The organism is Sciscionella sediminilitoris, from assembly GCF_000737195.2.
GTDB lineage: Bacteria > Actinomycetota > Actinomycetes > Mycobacteriales > Pseudonocardiaceae > Sciscionella > Sciscionella sediminilitoris.
On sequence record NZ_JALM01000120.1, the window covers coordinates 1 to 24,067 of the forward strand.

Annotated in this window: 36 protein-coding genes; 27 read left to right on the forward strand and 9 right to left on the reverse strand. The window is 67.1% G+C overall.

What is annotated here, in order from left to right; translation table 11 throughout:
• The 23 genes from AD72_RS31830 to rplO all read left to right on the forward strand — a co-directional run.
• On the forward strand, positions 1 to 1,284 hold a 1,284-nt coding region (locus AD72_RS31830; protein ID WP_031470349.1), incomplete at its 5' end, for an elongation factor G.
• Between the two features lie 59 nt (positions 1,285 to 1,343).
• Positions 1,344 to 2,537, forward strand: coding sequence for an elongation factor Tu (tuf, locus tag AD72_RS31835; protein ID WP_031470350.1), 1,194 nt, complete (start codon positions 1,344 to 1,346; stop codon positions 2,535 to 2,537).
• Positions 2,538 to 2,928: 391 nt separating this feature from the next.
• A complete protein-coding gene (rpsJ, locus tag AD72_RS31840) occupies positions 2,929 to 3,234 on the forward strand; it encodes a 30S ribosomal protein S10 (RefSeq protein ID WP_009948626.1) in 306 nt (101 codons plus the stop codon).
• A gap of 37 nt (positions 3,235 to 3,271) precedes the next feature.
• Complete coding sequence (rplC, locus tag AD72_RS31845) at positions 3,272 to 3,928, forward strand: 50S ribosomal protein L3 (protein ID WP_031470351.1); 657 nt, start codon at positions 3,272 to 3,274, stop codon at positions 3,926 to 3,928.
• Positions 3,925 to 4,557, forward strand: coding sequence for a 50S ribosomal protein L4 (gene rplD / locus AD72_RS31850; RefSeq protein WP_037348056.1), 633 nt, complete (start codon positions 3,925 to 3,927; stop codon positions 4,555 to 4,557). The genes rplC and rplD overlap by 4 nt, the downstream gene beginning before the upstream one ends.
• Positions 4,554 to 4,853 (forward strand): 50S ribosomal protein L23, encoded by a 300-nt coding sequence (rplW, locus tag AD72_RS31855; RefSeq protein ID WP_031470353.1) that lies wholly within the window; start codon positions 4,554 to 4,556, stop codon positions 4,851 to 4,853. Before rplD ends, rplW begins: the two co-directional genes overlap by 4 nt.
• Positions 4,854 to 4,879: 26 nt before the next feature.
• Positions 4,880 to 5,713, forward strand: a complete 834-nt coding sequence (gene rplB, locus AD72_RS31860; RefSeq protein WP_031470354.1) for a 50S ribosomal protein L2 — start codon at positions 4,880 to 4,882, stop codon at positions 5,711 to 5,713.
• A gap of 17 nt (positions 5,714 to 5,730) precedes the next feature.
• The gene (gene rpsS / locus AD72_RS31865) at positions 5,731 to 6,012 is read left to right on the forward strand and encodes a 30S ribosomal protein S19 (RefSeq protein ID WP_031470355.1); all 282 of its coding nucleotides are present in this window, start codon (positions 5,731 to 5,733) and stop codon (positions 6,010 to 6,012) included.
• A gap of 34 nt (positions 6,013 to 6,046) precedes the next feature.
• Positions 6,047 to 6,445 carry a 50S ribosomal protein L22 gene (rplV, locus tag AD72_RS31870; RefSeq protein WP_051111710.1) on the forward strand — a complete coding sequence of 133 codons (399 nt, stop codon included), beginning with the start codon at positions 6,047 to 6,049 and terminating at the stop codon, positions 6,443 to 6,445.
• On the forward strand, positions 6,445 to 7,275 hold the full coding sequence (gene rpsC / locus AD72_RS31875; protein ID WP_031470356.1) for a 30S ribosomal protein S3: 831 nt from the start codon (positions 6,445 to 6,447) through the stop codon (positions 7,273 to 7,275). The genes rplV and rpsC overlap by 1 nt, the downstream gene beginning before the upstream one ends.
• Positions 7,276 to 7,280: 5 nt before the next feature.
• Complete coding sequence (rplP, locus tag AD72_RS31880; RefSeq protein WP_031470357.1) at positions 7,281 to 7,700, forward strand: 50S ribosomal protein L16; 420 nt, start codon at positions 7,281 to 7,283, stop codon at positions 7,698 to 7,700.
• The gene (rpmC, locus tag AD72_RS31885; protein ID WP_020498945.1) at positions 7,700 to 7,936 is read left to right on the forward strand and encodes a 50S ribosomal protein L29; all 237 of its coding nucleotides are present in this window, start codon (positions 7,700 to 7,702) and stop codon (positions 7,934 to 7,936) included. The genes rplP and rpmC overlap by 1 nt, the downstream gene beginning before the upstream one ends.
• Positions 7,933 to 8,214, forward strand: coding sequence for a 30S ribosomal protein S17 (gene rpsQ / locus AD72_RS31890; RefSeq protein ID WP_020498944.1), 282 nt, complete (start codon positions 7,933 to 7,935; stop codon positions 8,212 to 8,214). Before rpmC ends, rpsQ begins: the two co-directional genes overlap by 4 nt.
• 57 nt (positions 8,215 to 8,271) lie before the next feature.
• On the forward strand, positions 8,272 to 8,640 hold the full coding sequence (gene rplN, locus AD72_RS31895; protein WP_020498943.1) for a 50S ribosomal protein L14: 369 nt from the start codon (positions 8,272 to 8,274) through the stop codon (positions 8,638 to 8,640).
• Positions 8,641 to 8,643: 3 nt separating this feature from the next.
• Positions 8,644 to 8,958 carry a 50S ribosomal protein L24 gene (rplX, locus tag AD72_RS31900; protein WP_031470358.1) on the forward strand — a complete coding sequence of 105 codons (315 nt, stop codon included), beginning with the start codon at positions 8,644 to 8,646 and terminating at the stop codon, positions 8,956 to 8,958.
• 2 nt (positions 8,959 to 8,960) lie between these two features.
• Entirely contained in the window at positions 8,961 to 9,524 is a 564-nt protein-coding gene (gene rplE / locus AD72_RS31905; protein WP_020498941.1) for a 50S ribosomal protein L5, read from the forward strand.
• Positions 9,524 to 9,709, forward strand: coding sequence for a type Z 30S ribosomal protein S14 (locus tag AD72_RS31910; RefSeq protein ID WP_020498940.1), 186 nt, complete (start codon positions 9,524 to 9,526; stop codon positions 9,707 to 9,709). Before rplE ends, AD72_RS31910 begins: the two co-directional genes overlap by 1 nt.
• A gap of 83 nt (positions 9,710 to 9,792) precedes the next feature.
• Complete coding sequence (gene rpsH, locus AD72_RS31915) at positions 9,793 to 10,191, forward strand: 30S ribosomal protein S8 (RefSeq protein ID WP_031470359.1); 399 nt, start codon at positions 9,793 to 9,795, stop codon at positions 10,189 to 10,191.
• A gap of 19 nt (positions 10,192 to 10,210) precedes the next feature.
• On the forward strand, positions 10,211 to 10,747 hold the full coding sequence (gene rplF / locus AD72_RS31920) for a 50S ribosomal protein L6 (protein WP_031470360.1): 537 nt from the start codon (positions 10,211 to 10,213) through the stop codon (positions 10,745 to 10,747).
• 2 nt (positions 10,748 to 10,749) lie between these two features.
• On the forward strand, positions 10,750 to 11,151 hold the full coding sequence (gene rplR / locus AD72_RS31925; protein WP_031470361.1) for a 50S ribosomal protein L18: 402 nt from the start codon (positions 10,750 to 10,752) through the stop codon (positions 11,149 to 11,151).
• 31 nt (positions 11,152 to 11,182) lie between these two features.
• On the forward strand, positions 11,183 to 11,800 hold the full coding sequence (gene rpsE, locus AD72_RS31930; RefSeq protein WP_031470362.1) for a 30S ribosomal protein S5: 618 nt from the start codon (positions 11,183 to 11,185) through the stop codon (positions 11,798 to 11,800).
• Position 11,801: 1 nt separating this feature from the next.
• Entirely contained in the window at positions 11,802 to 11,987 is a 186-nt protein-coding gene (gene rpmD / locus AD72_RS31935; protein ID WP_031470363.1) for a 50S ribosomal protein L30, read from the forward strand.
• Positions 11,984 to 12,424 (forward strand): 50S ribosomal protein L15, encoded by a 441-nt coding sequence (rplO, locus tag AD72_RS31940; protein ID WP_031470364.1) that lies wholly within the window; start codon positions 11,984 to 11,986, stop codon positions 12,422 to 12,424. The genes rpmD and rplO overlap by 4 nt, the downstream gene beginning before the upstream one ends.
• 135 nt (positions 12,425 to 12,559) lie before the next feature.
• Here the strand turns inward: rplO and AD72_RS31945 are convergent, their stop codons facing one another.
• Entirely contained in the window at positions 12,560 to 13,753 is a 1,194-nt protein-coding gene (locus tag AD72_RS31945; RefSeq protein WP_063890835.1) for an MFS transporter, read from the reverse strand.
• A 72-nt stretch (positions 13,754 to 13,825) separates the two neighbouring features.
• Here AD72_RS31945 and lgt point away from each other — a divergent pair, with 72 nt between their 5' ends.
• Positions 13,826 to 14,695 carry a prolipoprotein diacylglyceryl transferase gene (lgt, locus tag AD72_RS31950; protein ID WP_031470366.1) on the forward strand — a complete coding sequence of 290 codons (870 nt, stop codon included), beginning with the start codon at positions 13,826 to 13,828 and terminating at the stop codon, positions 14,693 to 14,695.
• On the opposite strand, the gene AD72_RS31955 is transcribed toward lgt, so the two are convergent.
• Positions 14,664 to 16,037 (reverse strand): GntT/GntP/DsdX family permease, encoded by a 1,374-nt coding sequence (locus AD72_RS31955; protein ID WP_031470367.1) that lies wholly within the window; start codon positions 16,035 to 16,037, stop codon positions 14,664 to 14,666. The genes lgt and AD72_RS31955 overlap by 32 nt on opposite strands.
• Entirely contained in the window at positions 16,034 to 16,519 is a 486-nt protein-coding gene (locus AD72_RS31960) for a gluconokinase (protein ID WP_031470368.1), read from the reverse strand. The genes AD72_RS31955 and AD72_RS31960 overlap by 4 nt, the downstream gene beginning before the upstream one ends.
• A 92-nt stretch (positions 16,520 to 16,611) precedes the next feature.
• Here AD72_RS31960 and AD72_RS31965 point away from each other — a divergent pair, with 92 nt between their 5' ends.
• Entirely contained in the window at positions 16,612 to 17,301 is a 690-nt protein-coding gene (locus tag AD72_RS31965; protein ID WP_156365466.1) for a FadR/GntR family transcriptional regulator, read from the forward strand.
• Positions 17,302 to 17,309: 8 nt separating this feature from the next.
• On the opposite strand, the gene AD72_RS31970 is transcribed toward AD72_RS31965, so the two are convergent.
• From AD72_RS31970 to AD72_RS31985, 4 genes are all read right to left on the reverse strand, one after another.
• Positions 17,310 to 17,801: an SRPBCC family protein gene (locus AD72_RS31970; protein WP_031470370.1), complete on the reverse strand. Its 492-nt coding sequence runs from the start codon at positions 17,799 to 17,801 to the stop codon at positions 17,310 to 17,312.
• Positions 17,801 to 18,448, reverse strand: coding sequence for an SRPBCC family protein (locus AD72_RS31975; RefSeq protein ID WP_031470371.1), 648 nt, complete (start codon positions 18,446 to 18,448; stop codon positions 17,801 to 17,803). The genes AD72_RS31970 and AD72_RS31975 overlap by 1 nt, the downstream gene beginning before the upstream one ends.
• Positions 18,449 to 18,915: 467 nt before the next feature.
• Positions 18,916 to 20,001, reverse strand: a complete 1,086-nt coding sequence (locus tag AD72_RS31980) for a hypothetical protein (protein WP_156365467.1) — start codon at positions 19,999 to 20,001, stop codon at positions 18,916 to 18,918.
• Positions 20,002 to 20,191: 190 nt separating this feature from the next.
• Complete coding sequence (locus AD72_RS31985) at positions 20,192 to 20,641, reverse strand: DoxX family protein (RefSeq protein WP_051899235.1); 450 nt, start codon at positions 20,639 to 20,641, stop codon at positions 20,192 to 20,194.
• 497 nt (positions 20,642 to 21,138) lie between these two features.
• On the opposite strand from AD72_RS31985, the gene AD72_RS31990 reads away from it, so the two are divergent.
• The gene (locus AD72_RS31990) at positions 21,139 to 22,098 is read left to right on the forward strand and encodes a pirin family protein (protein WP_031470374.1); all 960 of its coding nucleotides are present in this window, start codon (positions 21,139 to 21,141) and stop codon (positions 22,096 to 22,098) included.
• Between the two features lies 1 nt (position 22,099).
• Here the strand turns inward: AD72_RS31990 and AD72_RS31995 are convergent, their stop codons facing one another.
• Positions 22,100 to 22,930: a class I SAM-dependent methyltransferase gene (locus AD72_RS31995; protein WP_031470375.1), complete on the reverse strand. Its 831-nt coding sequence runs from the start codon at positions 22,928 to 22,930 to the stop codon at positions 22,100 to 22,102.
• 65 nt (positions 22,931 to 22,995) lie between these two features.
• On the opposite strand from AD72_RS31995, the gene AD72_RS32000 reads away from it, so the two are divergent.
• On the forward strand, positions 22,996 to 23,562 hold the full coding sequence (locus AD72_RS32000; protein WP_031470376.1) for a helix-turn-helix domain-containing protein: 567 nt from the start codon (positions 22,996 to 22,998) through the stop codon (positions 23,560 to 23,562).
• Between the two features lie 15 nt (positions 23,563 to 23,577).
• Here AD72_RS32000 and AD72_RS37330 read toward each other — a convergent pair.
• Positions 23,578 to 24,067 (reverse strand): ATP-binding protein (locus AD72_RS37330; RefSeq protein WP_031470377.1); only part of this gene is annotated, 490 nt, incomplete at its 5' end.

Genomic DNA, 24,067 nt, shown 5'->3' on the forward strand with positions numbered 1-24,067 from the left:
CCGATGCTCGACGCGGTCGTGGACTACCTGCCCTCGCCGCTCGACGTGCCCGCCGTGGAAGGCACCCTGCAGGACGGGGAGACCCCGGCCAGCCGCAAGGCGAGCATCGAGGAGCCGTTCTCCGGGCTGGCGTACAAGATCGCCGCGCACCCGTTCTACGGCAAGCTGATCTACCTGCGCGTCTACTCCGGCAAGGTCACTCCCGGTACCCAGGTGCTCAACGCGACCAAGGACCGCAAGGAGCGCATGGGGAAGCTCTTCCAGATGCACTCCAACAAGGAGAACCCGGTCGAGGAGGCGCAGGCGGGCCACATCTACGCGGTCCAGGGCCTCAAGGACATCACCACCGGTGACACGCTCTGCGACCCGCAGAACCCCATCGTGCTGGAGTCCATGACCTTCCCCGAGCCGGTCATCCGGGTGGCCATCGAGCCGAAGACCCGGTCCGACCAGGAGAAGCTCTCGATCGCGATCCAGAAGCTCGCCGACGAGGACCCGACCTTCCAGGTCAACCTCGACGAGGAGACCGGCCAGACCATCGTCGCGGGTATGGGCGAACTGCACCTCGAGGTGCTGGTCAACCGGATGAAGACGGACTTCAAGGTCGAGGCGAACATCGGTAAGCCCGAGGTCGCCTACCGCGAGACCATTCGCAAGAAGGTCGAGAAGTACGAATACACGCACAAGAAGCAGACCGGTGGTTCCGGCCAGTTCGCCCGCGTGATCGTCGACCTCGAGCCGTTGGAGTCCGAAGACGGCGCGATGTACGAGTTCGACAACAAGGTCACCGGTGGCCGTGTTCCGCGGGAGTACATCCCCTCGGTCGACCAGGGCGCGCAGGAAGCCATGCAGTACGGCGTGCTCGCCGGCTTCCCGCTCGTCGGGCTCAAGCTCACCCTGATCGACGGCGCCTACCACGAGGTCGACTCCTCGGAAATGGCGTTCAAGCTCGCCGGTAAGGCCGTGCTCAAGGAAGCTGCGGAGAAGGCCAAGCCGGTGCTTCTCGAGCCGATGATGGCGGTCGAAGTGACCACGCCCGAGGAGTACATGGGCGATGTCATCGGCGACCTCAACTCTCGCCGTGGGCAGATCCAGTCCATGGAGGAGCGCAGCGGGACCCGCGTCGTCAAGGCGTCGGTGCCGTTGTCGGAGATGTTCGGATACGTCGGCGACCTGCGGTCAACGACACAGGGTCGGGCGAACTACTCCATGACGTTCGATACGTACGCCGAAGTTCCGGTGAACGTGGCGAAGGAAATCATCGCGAAGGCGACCGGCGAGTAGTACCGGCCGCTTAGACCCTGCAAGCAGATAAGTAAGAGAAAGTCCAGGAGGACAATCCAGTGGCGAAGGCGAAGTTCGAGCGGGACAAGCCGCACGTGAACATCGGCACCATTGGTCACGTCGACCACGGGAAGACCACCCTGACCGCGGCGATCACCAAGGTGCTCCACGACAAGTACCCGGAGCTCAACCAGTCGCGGGCATTCGATCAGATCGACAACGCGCCGGAAGAGAAGCAGCGCGGTATCACGATCAACATCTCGCACGTCGAGTACCAGACCGAAAAGCGTCACTACGCGCACGTGGACGCCCCGGGTCACGCTGACTACATCAAGAACATGATCACCGGTGCCGCTCAGATGGACGGCGCGATCCTCGTGGTCGCGGCGACCGACGGCCCGATGCCGCAGACCCGTGAGCACGTGCTGCTCGCGCGTCAGGTCGGTGTTCCCTACATCGTCGTCGCGCTGAACAAGGCCGACATGGTCGACGATGACGAGATCATCGAGCTGGTCGAGATGGAGGTCCGGGAACTGCTCTCCGAGCAGGAGTTCCCCGGCGACGACGCCCCGGTCGTGAAGGTCTCGGCGCTGATGGCGCTCGAGGGCGACGAGAAGTGGGCCAACTCGGTTGCCGAGCTGATGGAAGCCGTCGACGAGAACATCCCGGACCCGGTCCGCGAGATCGACAAGCCGTTCCTGATGCCGATCGAGGACGTCTTCACCATCACCGGTCGCGGCACCGTCGTCACCGGTCGTGTGGAGCGCGGCAAGATCAACTCCAACGAAGAGGTCGAGATCGTGGGTATCCGCGACAAGTCGACCAAGACCACCGTCACCGGTATCGAGATGTTCCGCAAGATCCTCGACTACGGTGAGGCGGGCGACAACGTCGGTCTGCTCCTGCGCGGTATCAAGCGTGAGGACGTGGAGCGCGGCCAGGTCGTCGTGAAGCCGGGCACCACCACCCCGCACACGGAGTTCGAGGGCTCGGCCTACATCCTCTCCAAGGACGAGGGTGGCCGGCACACGCCGTTCTTCAACAACTACCGTCCGCAGTTCTACTTCCGCACCACGGACGTGACCGGCGTCGTGACCCTCCCCGAGGGCACCGAAATGGTCATGCCGGGCGACAACACGGACATCAGCGTGCAGCTGATCCAGCCGGTCGCCATGGACGAAGGTCTGCGCTTCGCGATCCGCGAAGGTGGCCGCACCGTTGGTGCCGGCCAGGTCACCAAGGTGATCAAGTAATTTCGCGGCTGGATTGGGCCCTGCCGGCGTTCTCGGCGACTCGCGCACCAAAAGCACGTGCGCCACGTCGCCTGCGGCCTTGGCAGGATCCCAATCCCGCTCGGAAATTAGCCAACTAGCCGTCTAATGGCACCCCGGTGAAAGTTCGCCGGATCCGGTGTGTCACACTTGACGGGTTGCTCGTAGCGGGGCGGCCGGAAACGGTCCGAGACAGGATCAAGTTCCGGCCGCCCCTGCGCGAGTGAAAGCGAACCAGCCCAGCGAAAGATTCAGTGGCATCGCTGTGTGCGACCTAGGCGACACGCCCGACCGCGTGTTCCGGTCAATGCAGCAGACACGGAGGACTCGCTAGCGGGGTCCGACCATCGACACAGAGGGATGAGCTGCCACCATGGCGGGACAGAAAATCCGCATCCGGCTCAAAGCCTACGACCACGAGGCGATCGACGCTTCCGCGCGCAAGATCGTCGAGACGGTGACGCGCACCGGTGCTCGGGTCGTTGGGCCGGTGCCGCTGCCGACCGAAAAGAACGTGTACTGCGTCATCCGCTCGCCGCACAAGTACAAGGACTCGCGGGAGCACTTCGAGATGCGCACGCACAAGCGACTGATCGACATCCTCGAACCGACGCCGAAGACGGTCGACGCACTCATGCGTATCGACCTCCCGGCCTCCGTCGACGTCAACATCCAGTAACCGGCGGGCCGGACAAGGATCGAGAGAGCTAGAGAACATGTCTGACAGGCAAACCAAAGGACTCCTCGGCACGAAGCTGGGGATGACTCAGGTCTTCGACGAGAACAACCGGGTCGTACCGGTCACCGTCGTGCGTACCGAGACGAATGTCGTCACCCAGGTGCGGACCAACGAGACGGACGGCTACACCGCGGTCCAGCTGGCCACCGGTGCCATCGACCCGCGCAAGGTGAACAAGCCGGAGACGGGCCACTTCGCGAAGGCCGGCAGCACCCCGCGCCGCTACCTGGTCGAGGTTCGCACCACCGACGCCGAGGAGTACAGCGTCGGCCAGGAGCTGACCGCCGAGCTGTTCGGCGACGGCGCCACGGTGGACGTGACCGGCACCAGCCGCGGTAAGGGCTACGCGGGAACCATCAAGCGGCACGGTTTCAGCCGCCAGGGGATGAGCCACGGTACCCAGGCCGTGCACCGCAAGCCGGGCTCCATCGGTGGCTGCGCCACCCCGGGCCGCGTCTTCAAGGGCACCCGGATGGCCGGCCGGATGGGCAACAACAAGGTCACCACCCTCGGCCTGACCGTGCACAAGGTCGACGCCGAGAACGGCCTGCTGCTCATCAAGGGCGCCATTCCAGGACCGAAGGGCGGGCTGGTGCTCGTTCGTGACGCCGCGAAGGGTGGTGCGAAGGCATGACAAGCGTTGACGTAAAAACCCCGAATGGTGCGACCGAGGGCAGCGTCGAGCTGCCGGGCGAGATCTTCGACCAGCAGGCGAACATCCCGCTGATGCACCAGGTGGTCACCGCGCAGCTCGCGGCGGCCCGCCAGGGTACGCACGACACGAAGACTCGCGGCGAGGTGCGCGGCGGCGGCAAGAAGCCGTACCGCCAGAAGGGCACCGGCCGCGCGCGTCAGGGTTCCGAGCGCGCCCCGCAGTTCACCGGCGGTGGCACCGTGCACGGCCCCACGCCGCGCGACTACAGCCAGCGGACCCCGAAGAAGATGAAGGCCGCCGCGCTGCGTGGCGCCCTCTCGGACCGCGCACGTAACGGTCAGGTGCACGTGATCACCGGGCTCGTCGACGGCGAGAAGCCCTCGACCAAGACCGCGCGCACCGCGCTCGAGTCGCTGACCTCGAGCAAGCGCAAGCTCGTCGTGCTCACCAACGACGACGCGCTGAACGCGCTCTCGGTGCGCAATCTGCCCGACGTGCACGTGCTCACCGTCGACCAGCTCAACACCTACGACGTGCTCGTCAACGACGACGTGGTGTTCACCAAGGCGGCGTTCGACGCGCTCGAAGGCAAGGAGGCACAGCAGTGATCCCCGATCCACGTGACGTGCTGCTCAAGCCGGTGATTTCGGAGAAGTCCTACGGGCTGCTCGACCAGAAGCAGTACACCTTCGTCGTGGCGCCCGAGGCGAACAAGACCGAGATCAAGATCGCGGTCGAGAAGGTCTTCGACGTCAAGGTCCTCAACGTGAACACGCTCAACCGGCAGGGCAAGCGCAAGCGCACCCGCACCGGTTACGGCAAGCGCAAGGACACGAAGCGGGCGATCGTGACGCTCTCCGAAGACAGCAAGCCCATCGATCTGTTCGGCGGCAGTGCCGCATAACGACTGCCGCGTAAGGACTTCCAGACATGGCTATTCGTAAGTACAAGCCGACGACCCCGGGCCGCCGTGGCTCGAGCGTCGCCGACTTCGCCGAGATCACCCGGACACACCCGGAGAAGTCGCTTGTCCGTCCGCTGAGCAAGAGCGGTGGGCGTAACTCGAGCGGCAAGGTCACCGCCCGGCACAAGGGCGGCGGGCACAAGCGCGCCTACCGCGTGATCGACTTCCGTCGGCACGACAAGGACGGCGTGCCGGCCAAGGTCGCGCACATCGAGTACGACCCGAACCGCACCGCGCGGATCGCGCTGCTGCACTACGCCGACGGGGACAAGCGCTACATCATCGCGCCCCGGCTGCTCAAGCAGGGCGACAAGATCGAGCAGGGCCCCCGCGCGGACATCAAGCCGGGCAACAACCTGCCGCTGCGCAACATCCCGGTGGGTACCACGGTGCACGCGATCGAGCTCCGCCCCGGTGGCGGCGCGAAGATCGCCCGTTCCGCGGGGGCCAGCGTGCAGCTGGTCGCCAAGGACGGCCCGTACGCCCAGCTGCGCATGCCTTCCGGCGAGATCCGCAACGTCGACGTGCGCTGCCGCGCCACCGTCGGCGAGGTGGGCAACGCCGAGCAGGCGAACATCAACTGGGGTAAGGCAGGCCGGAACCGCTGGAAGGGCAAGCGCCCGCACGTCCGCGGTGTCGTGATGAACCCGGTCGACCACCCGCACGGTGGTGGTGAGGGCCGCACCTCCGGTGGCCGCCACCCGGTCAACCCGAACGGTAAGCCCGAAGGCCGCACCCGCCGCCGCAAGGAATCCGACCGGATGATCGTCCGCCGTCGCCGCACCGGCAAGAAGCGCTGAGTAGGAGGTAGCCACTAATGCCACGGAGTCTGAAAAAAGGTCCGTTCGTGGACGACCACCTGCTCAAGAAGGTGGACAAGGCGAACGACGCCAACGACAAGTCGGTGATCAAGACGTGGAGCCGTCGCTCCACGATCATCCCGGACATGCTCGGCCACACCTTCGCGGTGCACGACGGCCGTAAGCACGTTCCGGTGTTCGTCACCGAAGCGATGGTCGGGCACAAGCTCGGCGAGTTCGCACCGACGCGGACCTTCAAGGGCCACGTCAAGGACGACAAGAAATCGCGCCGCCGCTAGGCGCGGATTCGAACAGGAGAAGGGTTCTAAAGCGATGGCGAAAGCCGCAGCAAGCGTGGAGGAAGCACCACGCGCCGTTGCGCGGGCTCGCTACGTGCGCACCGCGCCGATGAAGGCGCGCCGCGTCGTCGAGCTCATCAAGGGTCGCAACGCCAATGAAGCCCTGAGCGTGCTCCAGTTCGCGCCGCAGGCCGCCAGCGGTCCGGTCGCGAAGGTGCTCGCCAGTGCCATGGCCAATGCCGAGAACAACCTCGACCTCGACCCGGAGACGCTGTGGATCTGCACGGCGTACGTGGACGAAGGCCCGACGTTGAAGCGGTTCCGTCCCCGCGCCCAGGGGCGTGCGTACCGGATCCGCAAGCGGACCAGCCACATCACGATCGAGGTTGAGTCCCGCAAGAAGGCCGAAAGCAAGAAGGGAAGGACCCGCTGATGGGTCAGAAGATCAACCCGCACGGCTTCCGGCTGGGTATCGCCACCGACTGGAAGTCGCGGTGGTACGCGGACAAGCAGTACGCGGAATACGTGGGCGAGGACGTGAAGATCCGCCGCATGCTCTCCAAGGGCATGGAGCGGGCCGGAATCGCCAAGGTCGAGATCGAGCGCACCCGTGAGCGGGTCCGCATCGACATCCACACCGCCCGCCCGGGCATCGTGATCGGCCGCCGCGGCGCGGAGGCCGACCGGCTGCGTGGTCAGCTCGAGAAGCTGACCGGCAAGCAGGTCCAGCTGAACATCCTCGAGGTCAAGAACCCCGAGTCGGAGGCCCAGCTGGTCGCGCAGAGCGTCGCGGAGCAGCTGTCCAACCGCGTGAACTTCCGTCGCGCGATGCGCAAGGCGATGCAGTCCTCGATGCGTTCCTCGCAGATCAAGGGCATCAAGGTGCAGTGCAGCGGCCGTCTCGGCGGCGCGGAGATGTCCCGCTCGGAGTCCTACCGCGAGGGGCAGGTTCCGCTGCACACCCTGCGTGCGGACATCGACTACGGCTTCTTCGAGGCGCGCACCACCTTCGGCCGGATCGGCGTGAAGGTGTGGCTGTACAAGGGCGAGCTCATCGGTGGGCTGGCCGCGAAGCGGGAGAAGGAGAACGCCGAGGCCGCGGCCCGTCCGCGCGGCGGGGAGCGCAGGGACAACCAGCGGCGCGGCCGCCGTTCCGGTGCCTCCGGGACCACGGCGACCTCCACCGAGGCCGGTAGGGCCGCTGCCGCCGAGGCCACCGCGAGCGAGGCGCCCGCGCAGGCTAGCGAAAGCACGGAGGCGTAAGCAGCATGCTGATTCCACGGAAGGTTAAGCACCGCAAGCAGCACCGGCCGCACCGCGGTGGCATGTCCAAGGGCGGCACCCGGATCAGCTTCGGTGACTACGGCATCCAGGCTCTCGAGCACGCTTACGTCACCAACCGGCAGATCGAGTCCGCGCGTATCGCGATCAACAGGCACGTCAAGCGTGGCGGCAAGGTGTGGATCAACATCTTCCCGGACCGTCCGCTGACCAAGAAGCCCGCCGAGGTCCGGATGGGTTCCGGTAAGGGTTCGCCGGAGCACTGGGTGGCCAACGTCAAGCCGGGCCGCGTGATGTTCGAGATGACGTTCCCGAATGAGGCACAAGCCAAAGAGGCCCTTCGTCGCGCCATGCACAAGCTGCCGATGAAGTGCCGCATCGTGACCCGCGAAGGTGGTGAGTTCTAGTGGCAGCGACTACCGCGGCCGAACTGCGTGAGCTCAACGCGGAAGAGCTGGTGCTTCGTCTTCGCGAGGCCAAGGCCGAGCTGTTCAATCTCCGGTTCCAGATGGCGACCGGCCAGCTCGAGAACAACCGCAGGCTGCGCATCGTCCGCAAGGACATCGCCCGCATCTACACCGTGATGCGTGAGCGGGAGCTCGGCCTCTCGATTACCCCTGGCGAAGGTGAGGGCGCCGCATGAGTGAGCAGACGAAGACCGAGGAGGCCACGCGTAACTACCGCAAGACGCGGGAGGGCTACGTGGTCTCGGACAAGATGCAGAAGACGATCGTCGTCGAACTGGAAGACCGCAAGAAGCACCCGCTTTACGGCAAGGTCGTCCGGTCCACGACGAAGGTCAAGGCACACGACGAGCAGGAGACGGCCGGCGTCGGCGACCGGGTCCTGCTGATGGAGACCCGCCCGCTGTCGAAGACGAAGCGGTGGCGGCTGGTCAACATCCTGGAGAAGGCCAAGTAAGGACCGAGCCTTTCAGGTCGGAAATCTGTCAGGCCAAGAATGGTCAGGAGATAAGCAGTGATTCAGCAGGAGTCGCGGCTGCGGGTCGCCGACAACACGGGTGCGAAGGAGATTCTCACCATTCGTGTGCTCGGCGGCTCCGGTAGGCGCTACGCGGGCATCGGCGACATCATCGTCGCCACCGTGAAGGACGCGATCCCGGGCGCGAACGTGAAGAAGGGTGACGTCGTCAAGGCCGTCATCGTGCGCACGGTCAAGGAGAAGCGTCGTCCGGACGGCTCGTACATCCGCTTCGACGAGAACGCGGCCGTCCTCATCCGTAACGACAAGGAACCGCGCGGGACCCGCATCTTCGGCCCCGTCGGGCGCGAACTGCGCGACAAGCGGTTCATGCGCATCATCTCGCTCGCCCCGGAGGTGTTGTAAGCCATGAAGATCAAAAAGGGCGACACCGTGCTCGTGGTCTCGGGTAAGGACAAGGGCGCGAAGGGCAAGGTCATCCAGGCCTACCCGGACCGGAATCGGGTCCTCGTGGAGGGCGTGAACCGGATCAAGAAGCACACCCGGATCACCCAGGGCCAGCGGGGCGCGCAGTCCGGCGGGATCATCACCCAGGAGGCCGCGATCCACGTCTCCAACGTGATGGTCGTCGACTCGGACGGGAAGCCGACCCGCGTCGGTTACCGCTTCGACGAGGACGGCAAGAAGGTCCGCATTGCCCGTACCAATGGGAAGGACATCTGAGCATGACCACTGCTGAGAAGACCTTGCCCCGGCTCAAGGCCACCTACCGCGACGAGATCATCCCGTCTCTGAAGGACCAGTTCCACTACGACAACCCGATGCAGATTCCGGGCATCGTCAAGGTCGTCGTGAACATGGGTGTCGGTGACGCGGCTCGGGACAGCAAGCTCATCGAGGGCGCGGTCCGCGATCTCGCCACCATCACCGGTCAGAAGCCCGAGGTGCGCAGGGCCCGCAAGTCCATCGCGCAGTTCAAGCTGCGTGAGGGAATGCCGATCGGCGCCCGCGCGACGCTTCGCGGCGACCGGATGTGGGAGTTCCTGGACCGCCTGCTGACCATCGCGCTTCCGCGTATCCGCGACTTCCGCGGCCTTTCCGGGAAGCAGTTCGACGGCAACGGCAACTACACGTTCGGGCTCTCCGAGCAGTCGATGTTCCACGAGATCGACCCGGACACGATCGACCGCCAACGCGGTATGGACATCACCGTTGTCACGACGGCGACCAACGACGAGGAAGGCCGCGCCTTGCTGCGTGCGCTGGGCTTCCCCTTCAAGGAGCAGTGATGGCTAAGAAAGCGCTGATCCACAAGGCAGCTCAGAAGCCGAAGTTCAAGGTCCGGGGCTACACCCGGTGCCAGCGGTGCGGGCGTCCGCGCTCGGTCTACCGCAAGTTCGGCCTCTGCCGCGTGTGCTTCCGCGAGATGGCGCACGCCGGTGAACTGCCGGGCGTGCACAAATCCAGCTGGTAAATCCAACTTCACCGTAGGCCCGCTGCCATCCGGATGCCCGGAGCGCAGCGCGGAACCCCGGTGAGAAAGGTGCGACGGTCACTATGACCATGACCGATCCGATCGCAGACATGCTCACGCGTCTGCGTAACGCCAACTCGGCATTCCACGACGAGGTCGTGATGCCGCACTCGAAGCTGAAGTCCAATGTGGCGGAGATCCTGCGCCGCGAGGGCTACATCGCGAGCTACCACGACGAAGAGGGCGACAAGCACCGCAACCTCGTGGTCAAGCTCAAGTACGGCCCGAGCCGGGAACGCAGCATCGCGGGCCTGCGCCGGGTTTCGAAGCCGGGTCTTCGGGTGTACGCCAAGTCGACCACCCTGCCGAGGGTCCTCGGTGGACTCGGCGTCGCGATCATCTCCACCTCGGGTGGGCTGATGACCGACAAGCAGGCCAAGAAGGAAGGCGTGGGCGGAGAAGTCCTCGCCTACGTTTGGTGAGGAAGGAGGGGAACTCGACATGTCGCGTATCGGAAAGCTCCCGATCACTATCCCCTCTGGCGTAGAGGTGAAGATCGACGGCCAGGAAGTGTCGGTGAAGGGCCCCAAGGGCTCGCTGGCGCACACCGTCGCCAACCCGATCACCGTCGAGCAGTCGGACGGCACGCTGACCGTGTCCCGGCCGGACGACGAGCGGGACTCGCGTGCGCTGCACGGGCTGTCCCGCACCCTGGTGAACAACCTGGTCATCGGGGTCACCGAGGGTTACACCAAGCGCATGGAGATCCACGGTGTCGGTTACCGCGTGCAGCTCAAGGGCCAGGACCTGGAGTTCTCGCTGGGGTACTCGCACCCGGTCGTCGTGAAGGCGCCCGAGGGGATCACGTTCAACGTGGAGAACCCGACCCGGTTCTCCGTTTCCGGCATCGACAAGCAAGCCGTCGGCCAGATCGCATCGAACATCCGCAGGCTGCGTAAGCCGGACCCGTACAAGGGCAAGGGCGTTCGCTTCGAGGGTGAGCGTGTCCGCCGCAAGGTCGGAAAGACAGGTAAGTGATCATGGCTGAAACCACTGCGACCAAGCGCAAGCCGATCGGCAAGGACATCTCCACCCGTCGGCGGGTCTCACGCAACCGGCGGCACTTCCGGCTGCGCAAGAAGATCAGCGGGACGGCAGAGCGGCCACGTCTCGTGGTCAACCGCTCCTCGCGGCACATGGCCGTGCAGCTCATCGACGACCAGGCGGGCCACACCATCGCCGCGGCCAGCACCATCGAATCCGCACTGCGCGGGGCCGAGGGTGACAAGAAGTCGCGCGCGGCCAAGGTCGGCGCGCTGATCGCCGAGCGGGCCAAGGCGGCGGGCGTCACCACGGTGGTGTTCGACCGGGGTGGCTACGAGTACCACGGCAGGATCGCGGCACTCGCGGACGCCGCCCGCGAAGGTGGGCTGGAGTTCTGATGAAGGAAAAACTGACAGGAAGGGAAGCCTGATGCCGGGACGTGCACGGCAGGACGGCGGCTCACCGGAGCGCGGCGAGCGCCGCGGTCGCGGAGACCGTCGCGACGGTGGCCGTGGCGGGGCGGCCCAGGAAAAGACCCCGCATCTGGAAAAGGTCGTGACCATCAACCGGGTGGCCAAGGTCGTCCAGGGTGGTCGTCGGTTCGCCTTCACCGCGCTCGTCGTCGTCGGTGACGGCGACGGCCAGGTCGGCGTCGGCTATGGCAAGGCCAAGGAAGTTCCGGCCGCCATCGCCAAGGGCGTCGAGGACGCGAAGAAGAACTTCTTCCGTGTTCCCCGTATCGGCGCGACCATCCCGCACCTGGTGCAGGGCGAGGACGCGGCCGGTGTCGTGCTGCTTCGCCCGGCCTCCGCGGGTACCGGTGTCATCGCCGGTGGCCCGGTGCGTGCGGTGCTGGAGTGCGCCGGGGTGCACGACGTGCTCTCCAAGTCGCTCGGCTCGGACAACCCGATCAACATCGTGCGGGCGACCGTCGCGGCGTTGAAGGACCTGAAGCGTCCGGAAGAGGTCGCGGCTCGCCGTGGCCTCCCGCTCGAGGACGTCGCGCCCGCGGCGATGCTGCGTGCGCGCGCCGGACAGGGGGCGTGACATGGCTGCTCTCAAGGTGACGCAGGTGCGTAGCAGCATCGGCACCAAGCCGAACCATCGCGAGACGCTGCGCACCCTCGGGCTGCGGAAGATCCGCCAGTCCGTGGTGCGCGAGGACACCAAGGAGGTGCGCGGCATGGTGCACACCGTGCGGCACCTCGTCACGGTCGAAGAGGTGGACGCATGACCATCAAGATTCACCACCTCCGTCCGGCTCCCGGTTCGAACCAGGACCGTCAGCGGGTCGGCCGGGGTGAAGGCTCGAAGGGCAAGACCGCGGGGCGCGGTACCAAGGGCACCAAGGCACGCAAGAACGTGCCTGCCACCTTCGAAGGTGGTCAGATGCCCCTGCACATGCGGCTGCCGAAGCTGCGTGGCTTCAAGAACCGCAACCGCGTCGAATTCCAGCCGGTGAACGTCTCCGACATCCAGGAGGCGTTCCCCGAGGGTGGCGCCGTTGGCGTCAAGGAACTCGTCGCCGCGGGCCTCGTGCGCAAGAACAGCCTCGTCAAGGTGCTGGGTAATGGCGAGCTCTCGGTGAAGCTCGACATCACCGCCGACGCGTTCTCCGCGTCCGCGCAGGAGAAACTCACCGCGGCCGGCGGCAGCGCCACCAAGCTGTAACCGCAGGCACCAACAAAACCGGGCATCCACGAGATGCCCGGTTTTTTGGTGTCTTCTGGCTGGTTTGAATGGGGTACGGGCCGCGGTGCCAGGTGCGTGGGGTGGCATGAGCGGCTACGCCGCTGGGAAAATCCCCTAATCCGCCGGTACTGGACGGCGCACCAGGAAGGCGTAGCTGAACGCGGCGAGGATGGCCACCGCGCTCGCCGCGAGCAGGGCGATGGTGAACGAGCCGGTGGTCTCGACCAGGATCCCGGTCGCCAGTGGGGCGAAGGCACCGCCGAAGTAGCCGCCGAAGTTCTGCAGGCTGCCCAGCGAGGCGGTCATCCGTTCACTGGTGGCTACGCTGGCCAGTGCCCAGCCACCCGAACTCGCGGCGTTCACGAAGAACTGGGCGAGGCAGATGCAGCCGAGCGCGAGACCGGTGCTCGGGGTGAGCGCGGCGGGCACGGTCGCCGCACCACCCAGGACCAGCCCCAGAATGAGCGGGATCTTGCGCGCGGTCATGTTCGCCATTCCGCGCCGTACCAGGCGATCCCCGACCCACCCGCTGACCAGGGTGCCCGCCGTGCCCGCGAGATAGGGCAACACGAGCGCGAAACCGGTGTCGGCGATGCTGAGCCCGCGGCGCTCCAGATAGGCGGGCAACCAGGTCAGGTACAGATACACCGAATAGACCACCCCGGTGAAGCCGAGGATCATGCCCCAGGTGGTGCGGAACCGCAGCAGCCGCGCCCACTCCCGCAAGGTCACCGCACGCGTCTTCCGGTCCCGCCCCTGATCCCGGTAACAGGCCAGCCACACGATCGCCAGCAGTACTCCGAGCGCGCCAACGGTGATGAACATGGTCCGCCAGCCGAAACCGAGCATCAGCCAGGTCAGCAGCGGCGGGCCGATCGCGGGCCCGATCGAGGATGCCGCGTTGAGCAGGCCGATCGGGGTGCCCCGGCGTTCCGCGGGGTACAGGCTGGCGATGACCTTCGCGTTCGCCGGGAAGGTGGGCGCCTCGCCGACCCCGAGCACCGCGCGGGAGACGAGCAGCTGCTTCACGTTCGCGGCCAGCCCGCCAGCGGCCTGGGCGAGCGACCACAGCAGCAGGCCGATCCCGAGCACCCGGCGCGGTCCGTAGCGGTCCAGCATCGCGCCCGCGGGCAGCTGCGCGAAGGCATAGGCCCAGGAGAACACCGAGAGCAGCAGTCCCATCGTGGACGCGCTCGCGCCCAGCTCGCCGGCGACCCCGGTATTGGCGATACCGAGCGTGCTGCGATCCAGGTAGTTCGTGATCCCGATGAGCAGCAACAGCACGACGGCAATGGCGCGCATCCTCATCCGGGACAACCTAGAGGCCCGCGAACCCAGGGGGAACCCGCCGCGACCAGCGCGCGCGGTTATGCTCGCGCCGTGCTTACCGCCATTCCCAGTCCACCGATCAACGGCTTCGATCTCGGCCCGCTGAACATCCGGTTCTACGGGCTGATGTACGTGGTCGGGATCGCCCTCGCGATCTGGCTCACCCGGCGCCGCTGGCGCGCCAAGGGCGGTGACCCGGAACTGGTCGAGGAGATCGCGATCTGGGGGGTGCCCGCCGGGATCATCGGCGGCCGCATCTACTTCGACATCACCACGCCCTCACAGATGCCGCCGCACTGGTGGGGTCCGTTCGCGGTGTGGGACGGCGGGCTCGGTATCTGGGGCGGGATCGCGCTCGCCGCGGTGGTCGGTGCCTGGCGGATCCGCCGTCGCGGCAAGTCGGTGTCCGCGTTCATGGACGCGGTGGCCCCGGGGCTGCTCATCGCGCAGGCCATCGGGCGGATCGGGAACTACTTCAACCAGGAACTGTTCGGCGGGCCGAGCTCGCTGCCCTGGGCGGTGCAGGTCGATCCCGAGTTCCGGCCACCGGGTTTCGAACAGTTCACCACGTTCCACCCGACCTTCCTCTACGAGATGATCTTCGACGTGCTGCTCGCCGTCGTGCTGATCCTGCTCGGGCGGACCGGCAAGGTGCGCGCGCCCGGACTGTTCGCGCTCTATGTATTCGGCTACTCCGGTTTCCGGATCTTCGAGGAATCCCTGCGGGTGGACTATTCGCAGTACTTCCTCGGTCTGCGGCTGAACTTCTTCGTGGCCGCCGCCCTCGCGCTCGCCGGGCTGGTGTGGTTCCTCATCGCGCAGTTGCGCAAGCGCCCGGAACCCGAACCCGAACCCGAAAGCGAACCCGAAAGCGAACCAGGGGACGAAGCTAGGGAAGAAGCGCACCGAGCGGAAGAATGATCAGCAGGGCCACCACCGAGATGATGGTCTCCATGACCGACCAGGTCTTGATCGTCTGACTGGTGCTCAGCCCGAAGTACTCCTTGACCATCCAGAAACCGGGATCGTTGAGGTGCGAGAAGAACAGCGATCCGGTGCCGACGGCGAGCACGAGCAGGGCCGTGTGCGTCGGGTTCATCCCCGCGGCCAGCGGGGCCACGATCCCGGCCGCGGACACGGTTGCCACGGTCGCCGAACCGGTGGCGAGCCGGATCGCGACCGCGACGAGCCAGCCGAGCAACAGGCTCGGAATCCCCGCGCCCGCCGCGAATCGGGCGATCGAATCGCTGATGCCCGCATCGACCAGGGTCTGCTTGAATCCGCCGCCGACCCCGACGATGAGCAGGATCCCGGCGATCGGGCCGAGCGAGTTCCCGAGGATCGCCGAGAGCCGGTCCCTGGTGAATCCCGCCGCCCTCCCGAGCGTGACCAGACCCAGCAGCACCGCGGCGAGCAGCGCGATGATCGGTTCGCCGATGAAGTCGAGCACCTGGCCGAGCGCGGTGTCATCGGCGATGAGGATGTCCCCGATCGCCTTGGCCAGCATCAGCACGACCGGCAGCAGCACCGTGGCGATCGTGGCGGCGAAGTGCGGCCTGCGCTGTGCCGACTGCGCCGTTTCGGAGGACTGCGCGAGTGGTACGGGTGCCGTGGTTTCCGGGACCAGGCGCACGGCGAGCTTGGCGAACAACGGTCCCGCGATGATCACGGTCGGAATGGCGACGAGCAGCCCGATACCGAGGACGATGCCGAGATTGGCGTGCAGTGCCCCGGCGGCGGCGAGCGGCCCGGGATGTGGCGGAATGAGCCCGTGCAGCACGGAAAGCCCGGCGAGCGCGGGAATAGCCAGCCCGACGACGGGTCGTTTGGTGCGCGCCGCGATCAGTCCCACGATCGGGATCATCAGGATCAGCCCGATCTCGAAGAACATCGGCAGCCCGATGAGCGCGGCGACGAGGGCGAGCGCCCAGGGCAGCCTGCCACCCCTGGCCCGGGCCAGGATCGTGTCCACGATCTGGTTCGCCCCACCGGAATCGGCGAGCAGTTTGCCGAGCATCGCCCCGAGCGCGATCAGTACTCCGACCGAGGCCACGGTGTCCCCGACGCCGGTGGAGAAGCTGTCCACCACCTTGCCGACCGGCATCCCCGCGCCGAGGCCGAGCAGCAGCGAGCTCACGATCAGCGCGAGTACCGCATGCAGTTTCAGCACGCTGATCAGCACCACCACCAGCGCGATGGCGGCCAGCAGCGCGATGATCAGCCGAGTGTCGGTACCGGTCCAGCCTTGGGCGAGCACGGTCATAAGAGCTCCTGCATCGCGAGGTCGACGATGTCCTCCGGGGGCCACCGAACATCGGCGACCAAACCCTGCTCGTCCGCATCGAGCGGTTCGAGATCGGCGAGCTGGGAATCGAGCAGTTCGGGTGGCATGAAGTGCCCGCTGCGGTGGCGCATCCGGTCCGCGATGATCTCGCGTGGACCGTCCAGATGCAGGAACCGCACGGATCCGCCGGTGCGCAGCACATCCCGGTAGCGGCGTTTGAGTGCAGAGGAGGTGACCACCCCGCCGCCCTGCTCGTGTTCGGTGATCCAGTCGGCGATCGAGCGCAGCCAGGGCGCGCGGTCGGCGTCGGTCAGCGGCGTGCCCTCGGTCATCTTGCGGATGTTCGCCGCCGAATGGAACGAGTCCGCCTCCGCATAGGGCACCCCGAGCCGCTCGGCGAGCCGCGTCGCGACCGTCGTCTTGCCCGAGCCGGACACGCCCATCACCACGAGCACCGTCATCGCAGCCGCGACCTCCTTGTCATCCGAACAGGGTAAAGATACTACTTAATATAAAACAAGTACGACTTATGCCTTCGGTTTAGGCTGGGCCGGTGGCTGGCGACCGGTATGCGAAAGTGCTCGACGAGTTGGGGGCGGCGATCGTGCGCGGGGAGTTCGCTCCCGGTTTCGTGCTCAGGGTCGAGGAACTTCAGGACCGCTATGAGGTGTCCCGGACGGTAGCACGCGAAGTGGTCCGCGCCCTCGAAGCGATGCGGCTGACCACGAGCAAACGCCGGGTCGGGGTGACCGTGCGGGAAACCGCCGAGTGGAACCACTACGACCCGAGGGTGATCCGCTGGCAGCTCGACGGGGAAGGCCGGGACGGGATCCTCGGCAACCTCATGGAACTGCGCGCCGCGATCGAACCGAGTGCCGCCCGGCTGGCCGCACTGCGCTCCGAGACCGAGGACCGCGGCGACATTCAGGCGCTCGCCACCCGATTGCAGGTCTGCGCCAAGGCCCGGGACCTGACCGCCTTCCTCGAGCACGACATCGCCTTCCACAGCCGCATCCTCGCCGCCGCGCGCAATCCCATGTTCGCCCAGCTCTCCGAGGTGATCGCGGAAGTGCTCACCGGGCGCACCGAGCACGGACTGATGCCCGAGGAACCGCATCCGGACGCGATCGCCCTGCACCTCGAGGTCGCTGCCGCCATCGATGCGAGTGATGCCGTGCGCGCCGAGAACGCCATGCGCGGGATCGTGGTCCAGGCCCGCGACGAGGTCTCGTCAACGGACTGAGTGGCAGGTCAGTTCGTCCCTTGGCGGACGTCCGTCCCGTGCTCGGCGAACGCCTTGAAGTCCTCCATGTGCTGCCGCGACTGCTTGCGGAAAACGCCCGGCAGCACAAGCCCCACGAGTCGCATCAGCAATCCGCCGAACCGGAACTCGCTCTCGCTCTCCCACAGCGTGGTGTCCGGACCGGCGTCGATGAGCCGGTCGCGCTGGGCCTGCCACATGCCCTTGCCGACGATCTCGCGGTCGTAGTGCACGACGACCGAACCGGGGACGGCGTGCAGGTCTTCGGGTTCCAGGCGCGTGATGGTCTCGGTGGCCTCCATCCTCTGCTTCCCCGTTTGAAACACGACTCGCGAGACGGTGCCGAGCTCGCCGTGCACCCCGTTTACCGGCTCGTGCAGCACCAGGCCCCGCAGCCACTTCGGCAGGTGCGCCGGGTCCGCGAGGATCTGGAGCACCTTCTCGCGTGGCAGGGCGATCTCGATCGAGGTGGTGTACTTCATCAAGCGTTCCCTCCGTGGGTATAGAACGCGGTGGTGGCCTCGACCGCGGCCGCCACATGATCCGGATCGCCACCGGCGGCCAGGTGAGCTTCGCCCCATGCCGCAGCGCTGCGCCGCACGAACTCGCACCCGGTGGGCGAGGTCTGGAACTCCTCGTGATCGAGGGTCTGGCCGTCGGCCACAAACCGGGCCAGGCCGAGCAGATGCAGGTCCCAGCCCACACCGCCGGCACCGGGGCCGTAGGTCGGGAACATGGGCTCTCCGAGGGCCGCTGCATGGACCAGTTCGAGCTCGGTGTCCCCGGCGGGGCCCGGGGACAGCCGCACCTCGACCTCGCTCGTACCCGGCCACTCGTCGGCGTCCGGTCCGAAGAGCCAGGAGACCCGCAGCAGCCGCGGCGGTTCGCACCGGAGGATCTCCCCGTGTTCACCGCCGTCCAACTCGAACGACCCGCCGAGCCGCAGCTCCCCGGTGACCGGCTTCAACCAGCGGCCCAGCCGCTCAGGGTCGGTGATGGCGTGCCACACGTCGTCGACCGGCGCGTCGTAGCGACGCCGCAACTCCATCGTGTAAGCGTCCCCGGCGGGCAGAGTCGCGGTTCCCATCGTCCGGCGCGCAGCGGCCAGTTCGTCCAGCACGTCCTTCATGTCATGTCCCTTTCACTGGCGGATCGGCCTCGCCGACGCCGGTTGCCTCGCTCAGCGAAGCCGGGGTGAGGGCGTGGAACCGACGAGCCCCAAGCCCCGATCACGTTCGTGATCGCCCCAGCGGCCTGCACCCCCTCGGCGAGCAGTCCAGAACGCGCCTGCGCACCGAGCCGCCGAGAACGTCGAGCGCTGCACGAACCAGAAATATACCAGAGACTACTTATATAAGCCATAGCTGGCACTTCGGGCGTCCCCCCGATGTCGACGCCCGGTACGCCCCAGGACATACGTCACCACCTCCCTGGCAAGGAGGGCTGACCCTCGCGGCGTCGATCGCGCTGCTGGTTCTGGCCGGTTCATGCCTGCTGGCGCCGCCGCCGAAGTACCGGACGTGGTGCGGGCAGAGCATGAAAAGGGCCATCCGTCGGCAGTGCACGGATGGCCCTCGTTCGGTGCTGCCTTTGTGGTCAGCCTCCGGCGATGGTGGTGAGCTGGCGCAGCAGGGTCAGGATCTTGTATTTGTCGATGTTGTTCAGGGTCCGGCCGAAGTCGGCGAAGGTGTGCATGACAGCCTTCAGCTCCGGTCGCTGGAGCTCCTTGGGCAGGGCCCCGAAGATCTTGGCGCCGTCGGCGGTGTCCGGGTCGAACAGGTTCAGTACATCGGCGCCCTGCGGGACGTTCGCGCTGGCTTCGTACATGTGCAGCCCGGCGATCAGGAGGGAAAGCAGGGCGGTTCCGGTTTTTCCGGCACCGGTGATGATCTGGATGATGCTTTGCGCCTGCGGCGGTTTGCCCGCGGCCCCGTCGGTGGCTACCGAGGCGATGGCGGCGGCGAGCATTTTCGCGCCCGCGCCGAGTTGTGCCAGCTCGGCCGGGTTGAGTTTGGTCCCGATGGTCGCGAGGTCGCCGAACGCCGCGAGCGATTTGCGCAGCACGGCGGGAGCGATGTCCGGGTTTTTCTGGGCGATCGCGTCGGCGATCAGGCTGGTGAGTTTTTCCTTCGGAATGTTCGCGCCGGGGCCGAATCCGGCATCCGCGATCAGCTCGGCGAGGAGCTTGGTGAGCTGATCGGCCTTTCCGGCCAGGTCGGTGATCGGATTCCCGGCCCTCGTGTCGAGCACCTGTGGCGCGGGAACATGCCGGGTTTCCGCCTGTGCCGCCGGTGCCGCGCCGAGTGTGCTCACGGCGCCTACGCTGAGCGCGAGCACGCCGGCAGCGATCGTCGAAGTCGTCTTCATCGAAAGAATCCCTTTGTTCTCGTCACGGAATGCCGTGCATGAAACCGAACCCGGCATCGGCGGTTGCCGGTGCAGCGTAATGCGCAGCGTGACGGCAGCCAACGCTTCTGTAAACCATTGCCGAAACCTGCACGGGGGATTTCCGGCCGGGTTACTGGGGAATTCCCTAGTTACGTGCCGATTGTGTGTACCGCGCCGCACGGCTGCGTCGATCGCGACTCGTGCCCTTCGGGTGGTGTCGGCGACACGCCGGTCAGGTGTGGAGGCTGTCGGCGGGCAGGCCCAGCTGCCGTCCGGCCTGAGCGCGGTCGCCACCTGCGCCGTGCCCTGCCCGCCGACGTCGTCTGCGTCCGGAACGGCTACAGCCTGGTCGACCGCTCAGCCGAACCGATACTGACCCGCAGTCCGCGAGCCATGCTCATCCCCGGTACCTGGCCCATCTCGAAGAGAGCCTCGCGGCAGGCGAGGTCAACTTCGATTGCGAGTCGCTGAGCATCCTCGAGGACTAGCGCGATGAGAGTCCGCGCCGGAGCAGTGTGTCCAGGCTGGCCCGCCCGCCGCCGGTGCACAACAGCAGGGCGAGTACACCGAGCAGCAGCCACTCGGCCTGGTAGAAGAGGTTGGACAACAGCTCCCATATGCCGGGGTGGGCGTGCACCTGGGCGGGAATGATGGTGCTGATCAGGGCACCGGCCATGATCACGGCGAGCACGGCGGCCGCGATCCGGGTGCCGATGCCGAGTGCGAGGGCGAACCCGCCGAGCAGTTCCACCACGGCCGCGATCGGGGCGGTGGTCTCGGCGAAGGGGATGCCGGATGTGCGGAACTGGCCGGCGAACATGGCGGGGTCGGCGAGTTTGCCGATGGCCCCGCTGACGAACATGAACCCGATGCTCAGGCGGAGCACCAGGATGGGCAGCCATTCGTAGGTGCGCAGGGTGTTGGGTGAAAGCACGATTGTTTCTCCGGATCTGATGGATGTGGATGGCGCGGACAAGGGCACGCCGATCAGATCCGGAATACGCAGAGGGCGGCTTGTCGCGGGGGATCGGGTGGGGGCCGCGCCACCGGGCGTGTGAGTCGATAAGTCGACACAGCGACAAATGGCTGTTCCGTGGGCGTGCCGAGGTACGGCAGGCCGGGGCCGGTGGCCGTGGCCTGTTCGATGGCGGGTTGCGTGTCGGCGCTCGCGCAGGGCGGCCCATCGGGGGCCGCTGCGGCAATCTCCCGCGGGTGCCCCGCGCTGCTCGGGCAGGATCCGGGCAGGCTCAGCAGGCCGCCGAGGACGAGCGCGGCGAGCAGGAGGGTCAGCGGGCGAACGGGCATCGGCGGTGCAGGGTAGTTCGCCCCTCGTGGTGTCCGCGGAAAGTGCCGGGGCTCGGCGGCGGGAATTGTGGGGTATGCTCCTCGTGTTAGGTGGTTGATAGTTCAACTACTTTTGAGGAGGACGCCATGCCAGCGGTAACCGCGGACACGTTGACCCTGCCGCGCATCACGGTGGACGAGACCGTGCGGCCCCGGGCGGTGCGCTCGGTGACCACGGCGCCGACCGGCTATGAGGGCGAGGGCTTTCCGGTCCGCCGCGCCTTCGCCGGGGTGTCCCAGCGCGAGCTCGACCCGTTCGTGCACATGGACCAGATGGGCGAGGTGGAGTACGCGCCCGGCGAGCCGAAGGGGACGCCGTGGCATCCGCACCGTGGTTTCGAGACGGTGACCTACATGATCGACGGGGTGTTCGAGCACGCCGACTCGAACGGTGGCGGTGGCGAGATCACCAACGGCGACACCCAGTGGATGACCGCGGGTGGCGGGATCCTGCACATCGAGAAGCCCCCGGAGTGGCTGGTGACATCCGGTGGGCTGTTCCACGGCATCCAGTTGTGGGTGAACCTGCCGCGGGAGCACAAACTGGCCAGCCCGCGCTATCAGGACATCCGCGCTTCCAGGGCACGGCTGCTTTCCTCGGCCGACGGCGGGGCGCTGGTGCGGGTGATCGCCGGGGAGATCGGCGGGCACGAGGGGCCGGGAACCACCTACAGCCCGATCACCCTCGCGCACGCCACCGTCAGCCCGGGCGCCCAGCTGGATCTGCCGTGGCGCGCGGACTTCAACGCGCTGGTGTACGTGCTCGCGGGGAACGGCACGGTTGGCGCGGAGCAGCGGCCCATCCACAAGGGGCAGCTCGCCGTGCTCGGCGCGGGCGAATCGGTCCGGGTGGCCGCGGGCACCAGCCAGCCGAGCGCGGAACCCGAACTGGAGGTGCTGCTGCTCGGCGGGCTGCCGATCCGGGAACCGGTGGTGCACTACGGGCCGTTCGTGATGAACACCCGCGCCGAGGTGCTGGCCGCGCTGGAGGATTACCAGGCGGGCCGGTTCGGTGTGGTGCCAGCGGAAACCCTGCCGCACACCTGATTCACGGCCGCCGCGCGAAGTGCACCGTCTTGGCGGTGAGCAGGAACAGGTCCGGGCGCCGGTCGATGCCGAGCTCCTCGTCCGGGTCGAGCAGCCGGTCCAGGGTGGCGCGGTCCTCGGCGCCGAGATCCTCGGCGAAGCCGTTCCGTTCGCGCTCGAACCCGCTGCGCACCACCTTGCGCAGCTCCTCGCTGAGCGGGGCCGGATGGTCGATGAGGAAGGTCTTGCTGCGTGCCTCGCCGAGCCCGGCGGTGCGCAGCATGGCCGGCCAGTCCTCCACGACCGGGACCGATCCGGGCAGTTCGGCGCGCATGGTGTTGAACCGCTCGGTGCGCAGGACATCGAGGCGTTCCTGGAGTCCGGGGCGCCCGATGCCGCAGTCGCGCGGTAGCCAGCGGGTGGTGAGCCCGCCTTCGATGATGGCGAGTGTGCCGCCCGGATTGACCAGCGCGGCGAGCCGGTTCAACGCGTCCTGCTGGTCGCCGACGTGATGCACGACCTGGCCGGACCACACCAGATCGGCCGGTTCGAGCCCGGTGAGGCCTTCGGGGAACTGGGCGGTGACGGTCTGCAGTGCGAATCCGCGCCGCCCGGCCCGGTCCGCGGCGCGTTCGAGCAGTTCCGGGGTGCCGTCCACCGCGGTGACCGTTGCGCCGGGGAAGGCGGTCGCGAGCTGCCCGGAGACCACACCCGGTCCGGAGCCGATGTCCAGAATGGTGCGCGGCGCGGGCTCGCCGAGTTCGGCGAGAGCTTGGGTGATGGCGGGTGCGTAGGCCTCGGCCTGGCCTTCCAGCCAGTCGGCGATGGCTGCCCAGTCGATGTCTTCTGTCATGTACTCGACAATCCTCTTCACGAACGCGGCTTGACAAACTTCTTTGCCGTTTCTGCAATAGCTTGATGGAAGAAGTCCTCGCCGCGGTCGGGCCACGGCTCAAGCAGATCCGCAAACAGCACAACTGCACGCTCGCCGAACTGTCCGCGACGACCGGGATCTCGGTGAGCACCCTTTCCCGGCTGGAATCCGGTCAGCGCAAACCGAGCCTGGAGCTGCTGTTGCCGATCGCCAAGGCGCACCAGGTGCCGCTGGACGAACTGGTGGACGCGCCGCTGATCGGTGATCCGCGGGTGCGGATGAAACCGATCAAGCAGGGGCGCCGCACGGTGATTCCGCTCAGCCAGCAACCCGGCGGGCTGCGCGCGTACAAGATGATCTTCGATGCGCGGGACAGCGTTCCCGATCCACGGACCCACGAAGGGTACGAATGGTTCTACGTGCTCAGCGGAATCGGGCGGCTCGTGCTCGGCGAACACGATGTCTTGTTGAAAACCGGTGAGGTTGCTGAGTTCGACACCCGGGTGCCGCACTGGTTCGGCAGCGCGGGCAAGGGCTCGGTGGAATTGCTCAGCCTGTTCGGCCCGCAGGGCGAGCGCATGCACGTGCGCGCGAAACCGCGCGGACGGTGATCGTTCGGGCGATGACTAGCCGAGCGGAACCTGCCAGCGCACGATCGTCCCGGAACGCGGAGAGGACCGGATCCCGCAGCGCCCGCCCGCCACTTTCGCCCGCGCGACGAGGTTGCGCAGTCCCCGCTCGGTGACACCCGGCGGGATGCCGCAGCCGTCGTCCCGGACGATCAGGTGCAGCACCCCGTCCCGGATGAGCAGCGCGACGTGCAGCTGCCGTGCCCCGGAATGGCGGACCACATTGGACAGTGCCTCGCGCGCGGCGGCCCGGACGTGATCGGCGATGGCGACCGGAACGGCGGCCATATCGCCCTCGATCTCCAGGGACGGTTCGGTGTCGAGCAGTTCCCCGGCCGCGGCGACCTCGGCGCGGATCGACTCGGCGAGGTCGGGGCCGTGCCCGTCCAGCGGTTCGGTCCCGCGCAGCGCCCGCACGGTCGCGCGGACCTCCTCGATGGCGGTGTCCAGCTGGTCGACCGCACCGGCGAGCCGCTCCGAATCGGCG

Coding starts and splice junctions, on each gene's coding strand:
- rpsJ (WP_009948626.1), top strand. CDS start 2,929: ATGGCGGGACAGAAAATCCGCATCCGGCTCAAAGCCTACGACCACGAG.
- rplC (WP_031470351.1), top strand. CDS start 3,272: ATGTCTGACAGGCAAACCAAAGGACTCCTCGGCACGAAGCTGGGGATG.
- rplD (WP_037348056.1), top strand. CDS start 3,925: ATGACAAGCGTTGACGTAAAAACCCCGAATGGTGCGACCGAGGGCAGC.
- rplB (WP_031470354.1), top strand. CDS start 4,880: ATGGCTATTCGTAAGTACAAGCCGACGACCCCGGGCCGCCGTGGCTCG.
- rpsS (WP_031470355.1), top strand. CDS start 5,731: ATGCCACGGAGTCTGAAAAAAGGTCCGTTCGTGGACGACCACCTGCTC.
- rplV (WP_051111710.1), top strand. CDS start 6,047: ATGGCGAAAGCCGCAGCAAGCGTGGAGGAAGCACCACGCGCCGTTGCG.
- rpsC (WP_031470356.1), top strand. CDS start 6,445: ATGGGTCAGAAGATCAACCCGCACGGCTTCCGGCTGGGTATCGCCACC.
- rplP (WP_031470357.1), top strand. CDS start 7,281: ATGCTGATTCCACGGAAGGTTAAGCACCGCAAGCAGCACCGGCCGCAC.
- rpsQ (WP_020498944.1), top strand. CDS start 7,933: ATGAGTGAGCAGACGAAGACCGAGGAGGCCACGCGTAACTACCGCAAG.
- rplX (WP_031470358.1), top strand. CDS start 8,644: ATGAAGATCAAAAAGGGCGACACCGTGCTCGTGGTCTCGGGTAAGGAC.
- rplE (WP_020498941.1), top strand. CDS start 8,961: ATGACCACTGCTGAGAAGACCTTGCCCCGGCTCAAGGCCACCTACCGC.
- AD72_RS31910 (WP_020498940.1), top strand. CDS start 9,524: ATGGCTAAGAAAGCGCTGATCCACAAGGCAGCTCAGAAGCCGAAGTTC.
- rpsH (WP_031470359.1), top strand. CDS start 9,793: ATGACCATGACCGATCCGATCGCAGACATGCTCACGCGTCTGCGTAAC.
- rplF (WP_031470360.1), top strand. CDS start 10,211: ATGTCGCGTATCGGAAAGCTCCCGATCACTATCCCCTCTGGCGTAGAG.
- rplR (WP_031470361.1), top strand. CDS start 10,750: ATGGCTGAAACCACTGCGACCAAGCGCAAGCCGATCGGCAAGGACATC.
- rpsE (WP_031470362.1), top strand. CDS start 11,183: ATGCCGGGACGTGCACGGCAGGACGGCGGCTCACCGGAGCGCGGCGAG.
- rpmD (WP_031470363.1), top strand. CDS start 11,802: ATGGCTGCTCTCAAGGTGACGCAGGTGCGTAGCAGCATCGGCACCAAG.
- rplO (WP_031470364.1), top strand. CDS start 11,984: ATGACCATCAAGATTCACCACCTCCGTCCGGCTCCCGGTTCGAACCAG.
- AD72_RS31945 (WP_063890835.1), bottom strand. CDS start 13,753: ATGAGGATGCGCGCCATTGCCGTCGTGCTGTTGCTGCTCATCGGGATC.
- AD72_RS31955 (WP_031470367.1), bottom strand. CDS start 16,037: ATGACCGTGCTCGCCCAAGGCTGGACCGGTACCGACACTCGGCTGATC.
- AD72_RS31960 (WP_031470368.1), bottom strand. CDS start 16,519: ATGACGGTGCTCGTGGTGATGGGCGTGTCCGGCTCGGGCAAGACGACG.
- AD72_RS31970 (WP_031470370.1), bottom strand. CDS start 17,801: ATGAAGTACACCACCTCGATCGAGATCGCCCTGCCACGCGAGAAGGTG.
- AD72_RS31975 (WP_031470371.1), bottom strand. CDS start 18,448: ATGAAGGACGTGCTGGACGAACTGGCCGCTGCGCGCCGGACGATGGGA.
- AD72_RS31990 (WP_031470374.1), top strand. CDS start 21,139: ATGCCAGCGGTAACCGCGGACACGTTGACCCTGCCGCGCATCACGGTG.
- AD72_RS31995 (WP_031470375.1), bottom strand. CDS start 22,930: ATGACAGAAGACATCGACTGGGCAGCCATCGCCGACTGGCTGGAAGGC.
- AD72_RS32000 (WP_031470376.1), top strand. CDS start 22,996: ATGGAAGAAGTCCTCGCCGCGGTCGGGCCACGGCTCAAGCAGATCCGC.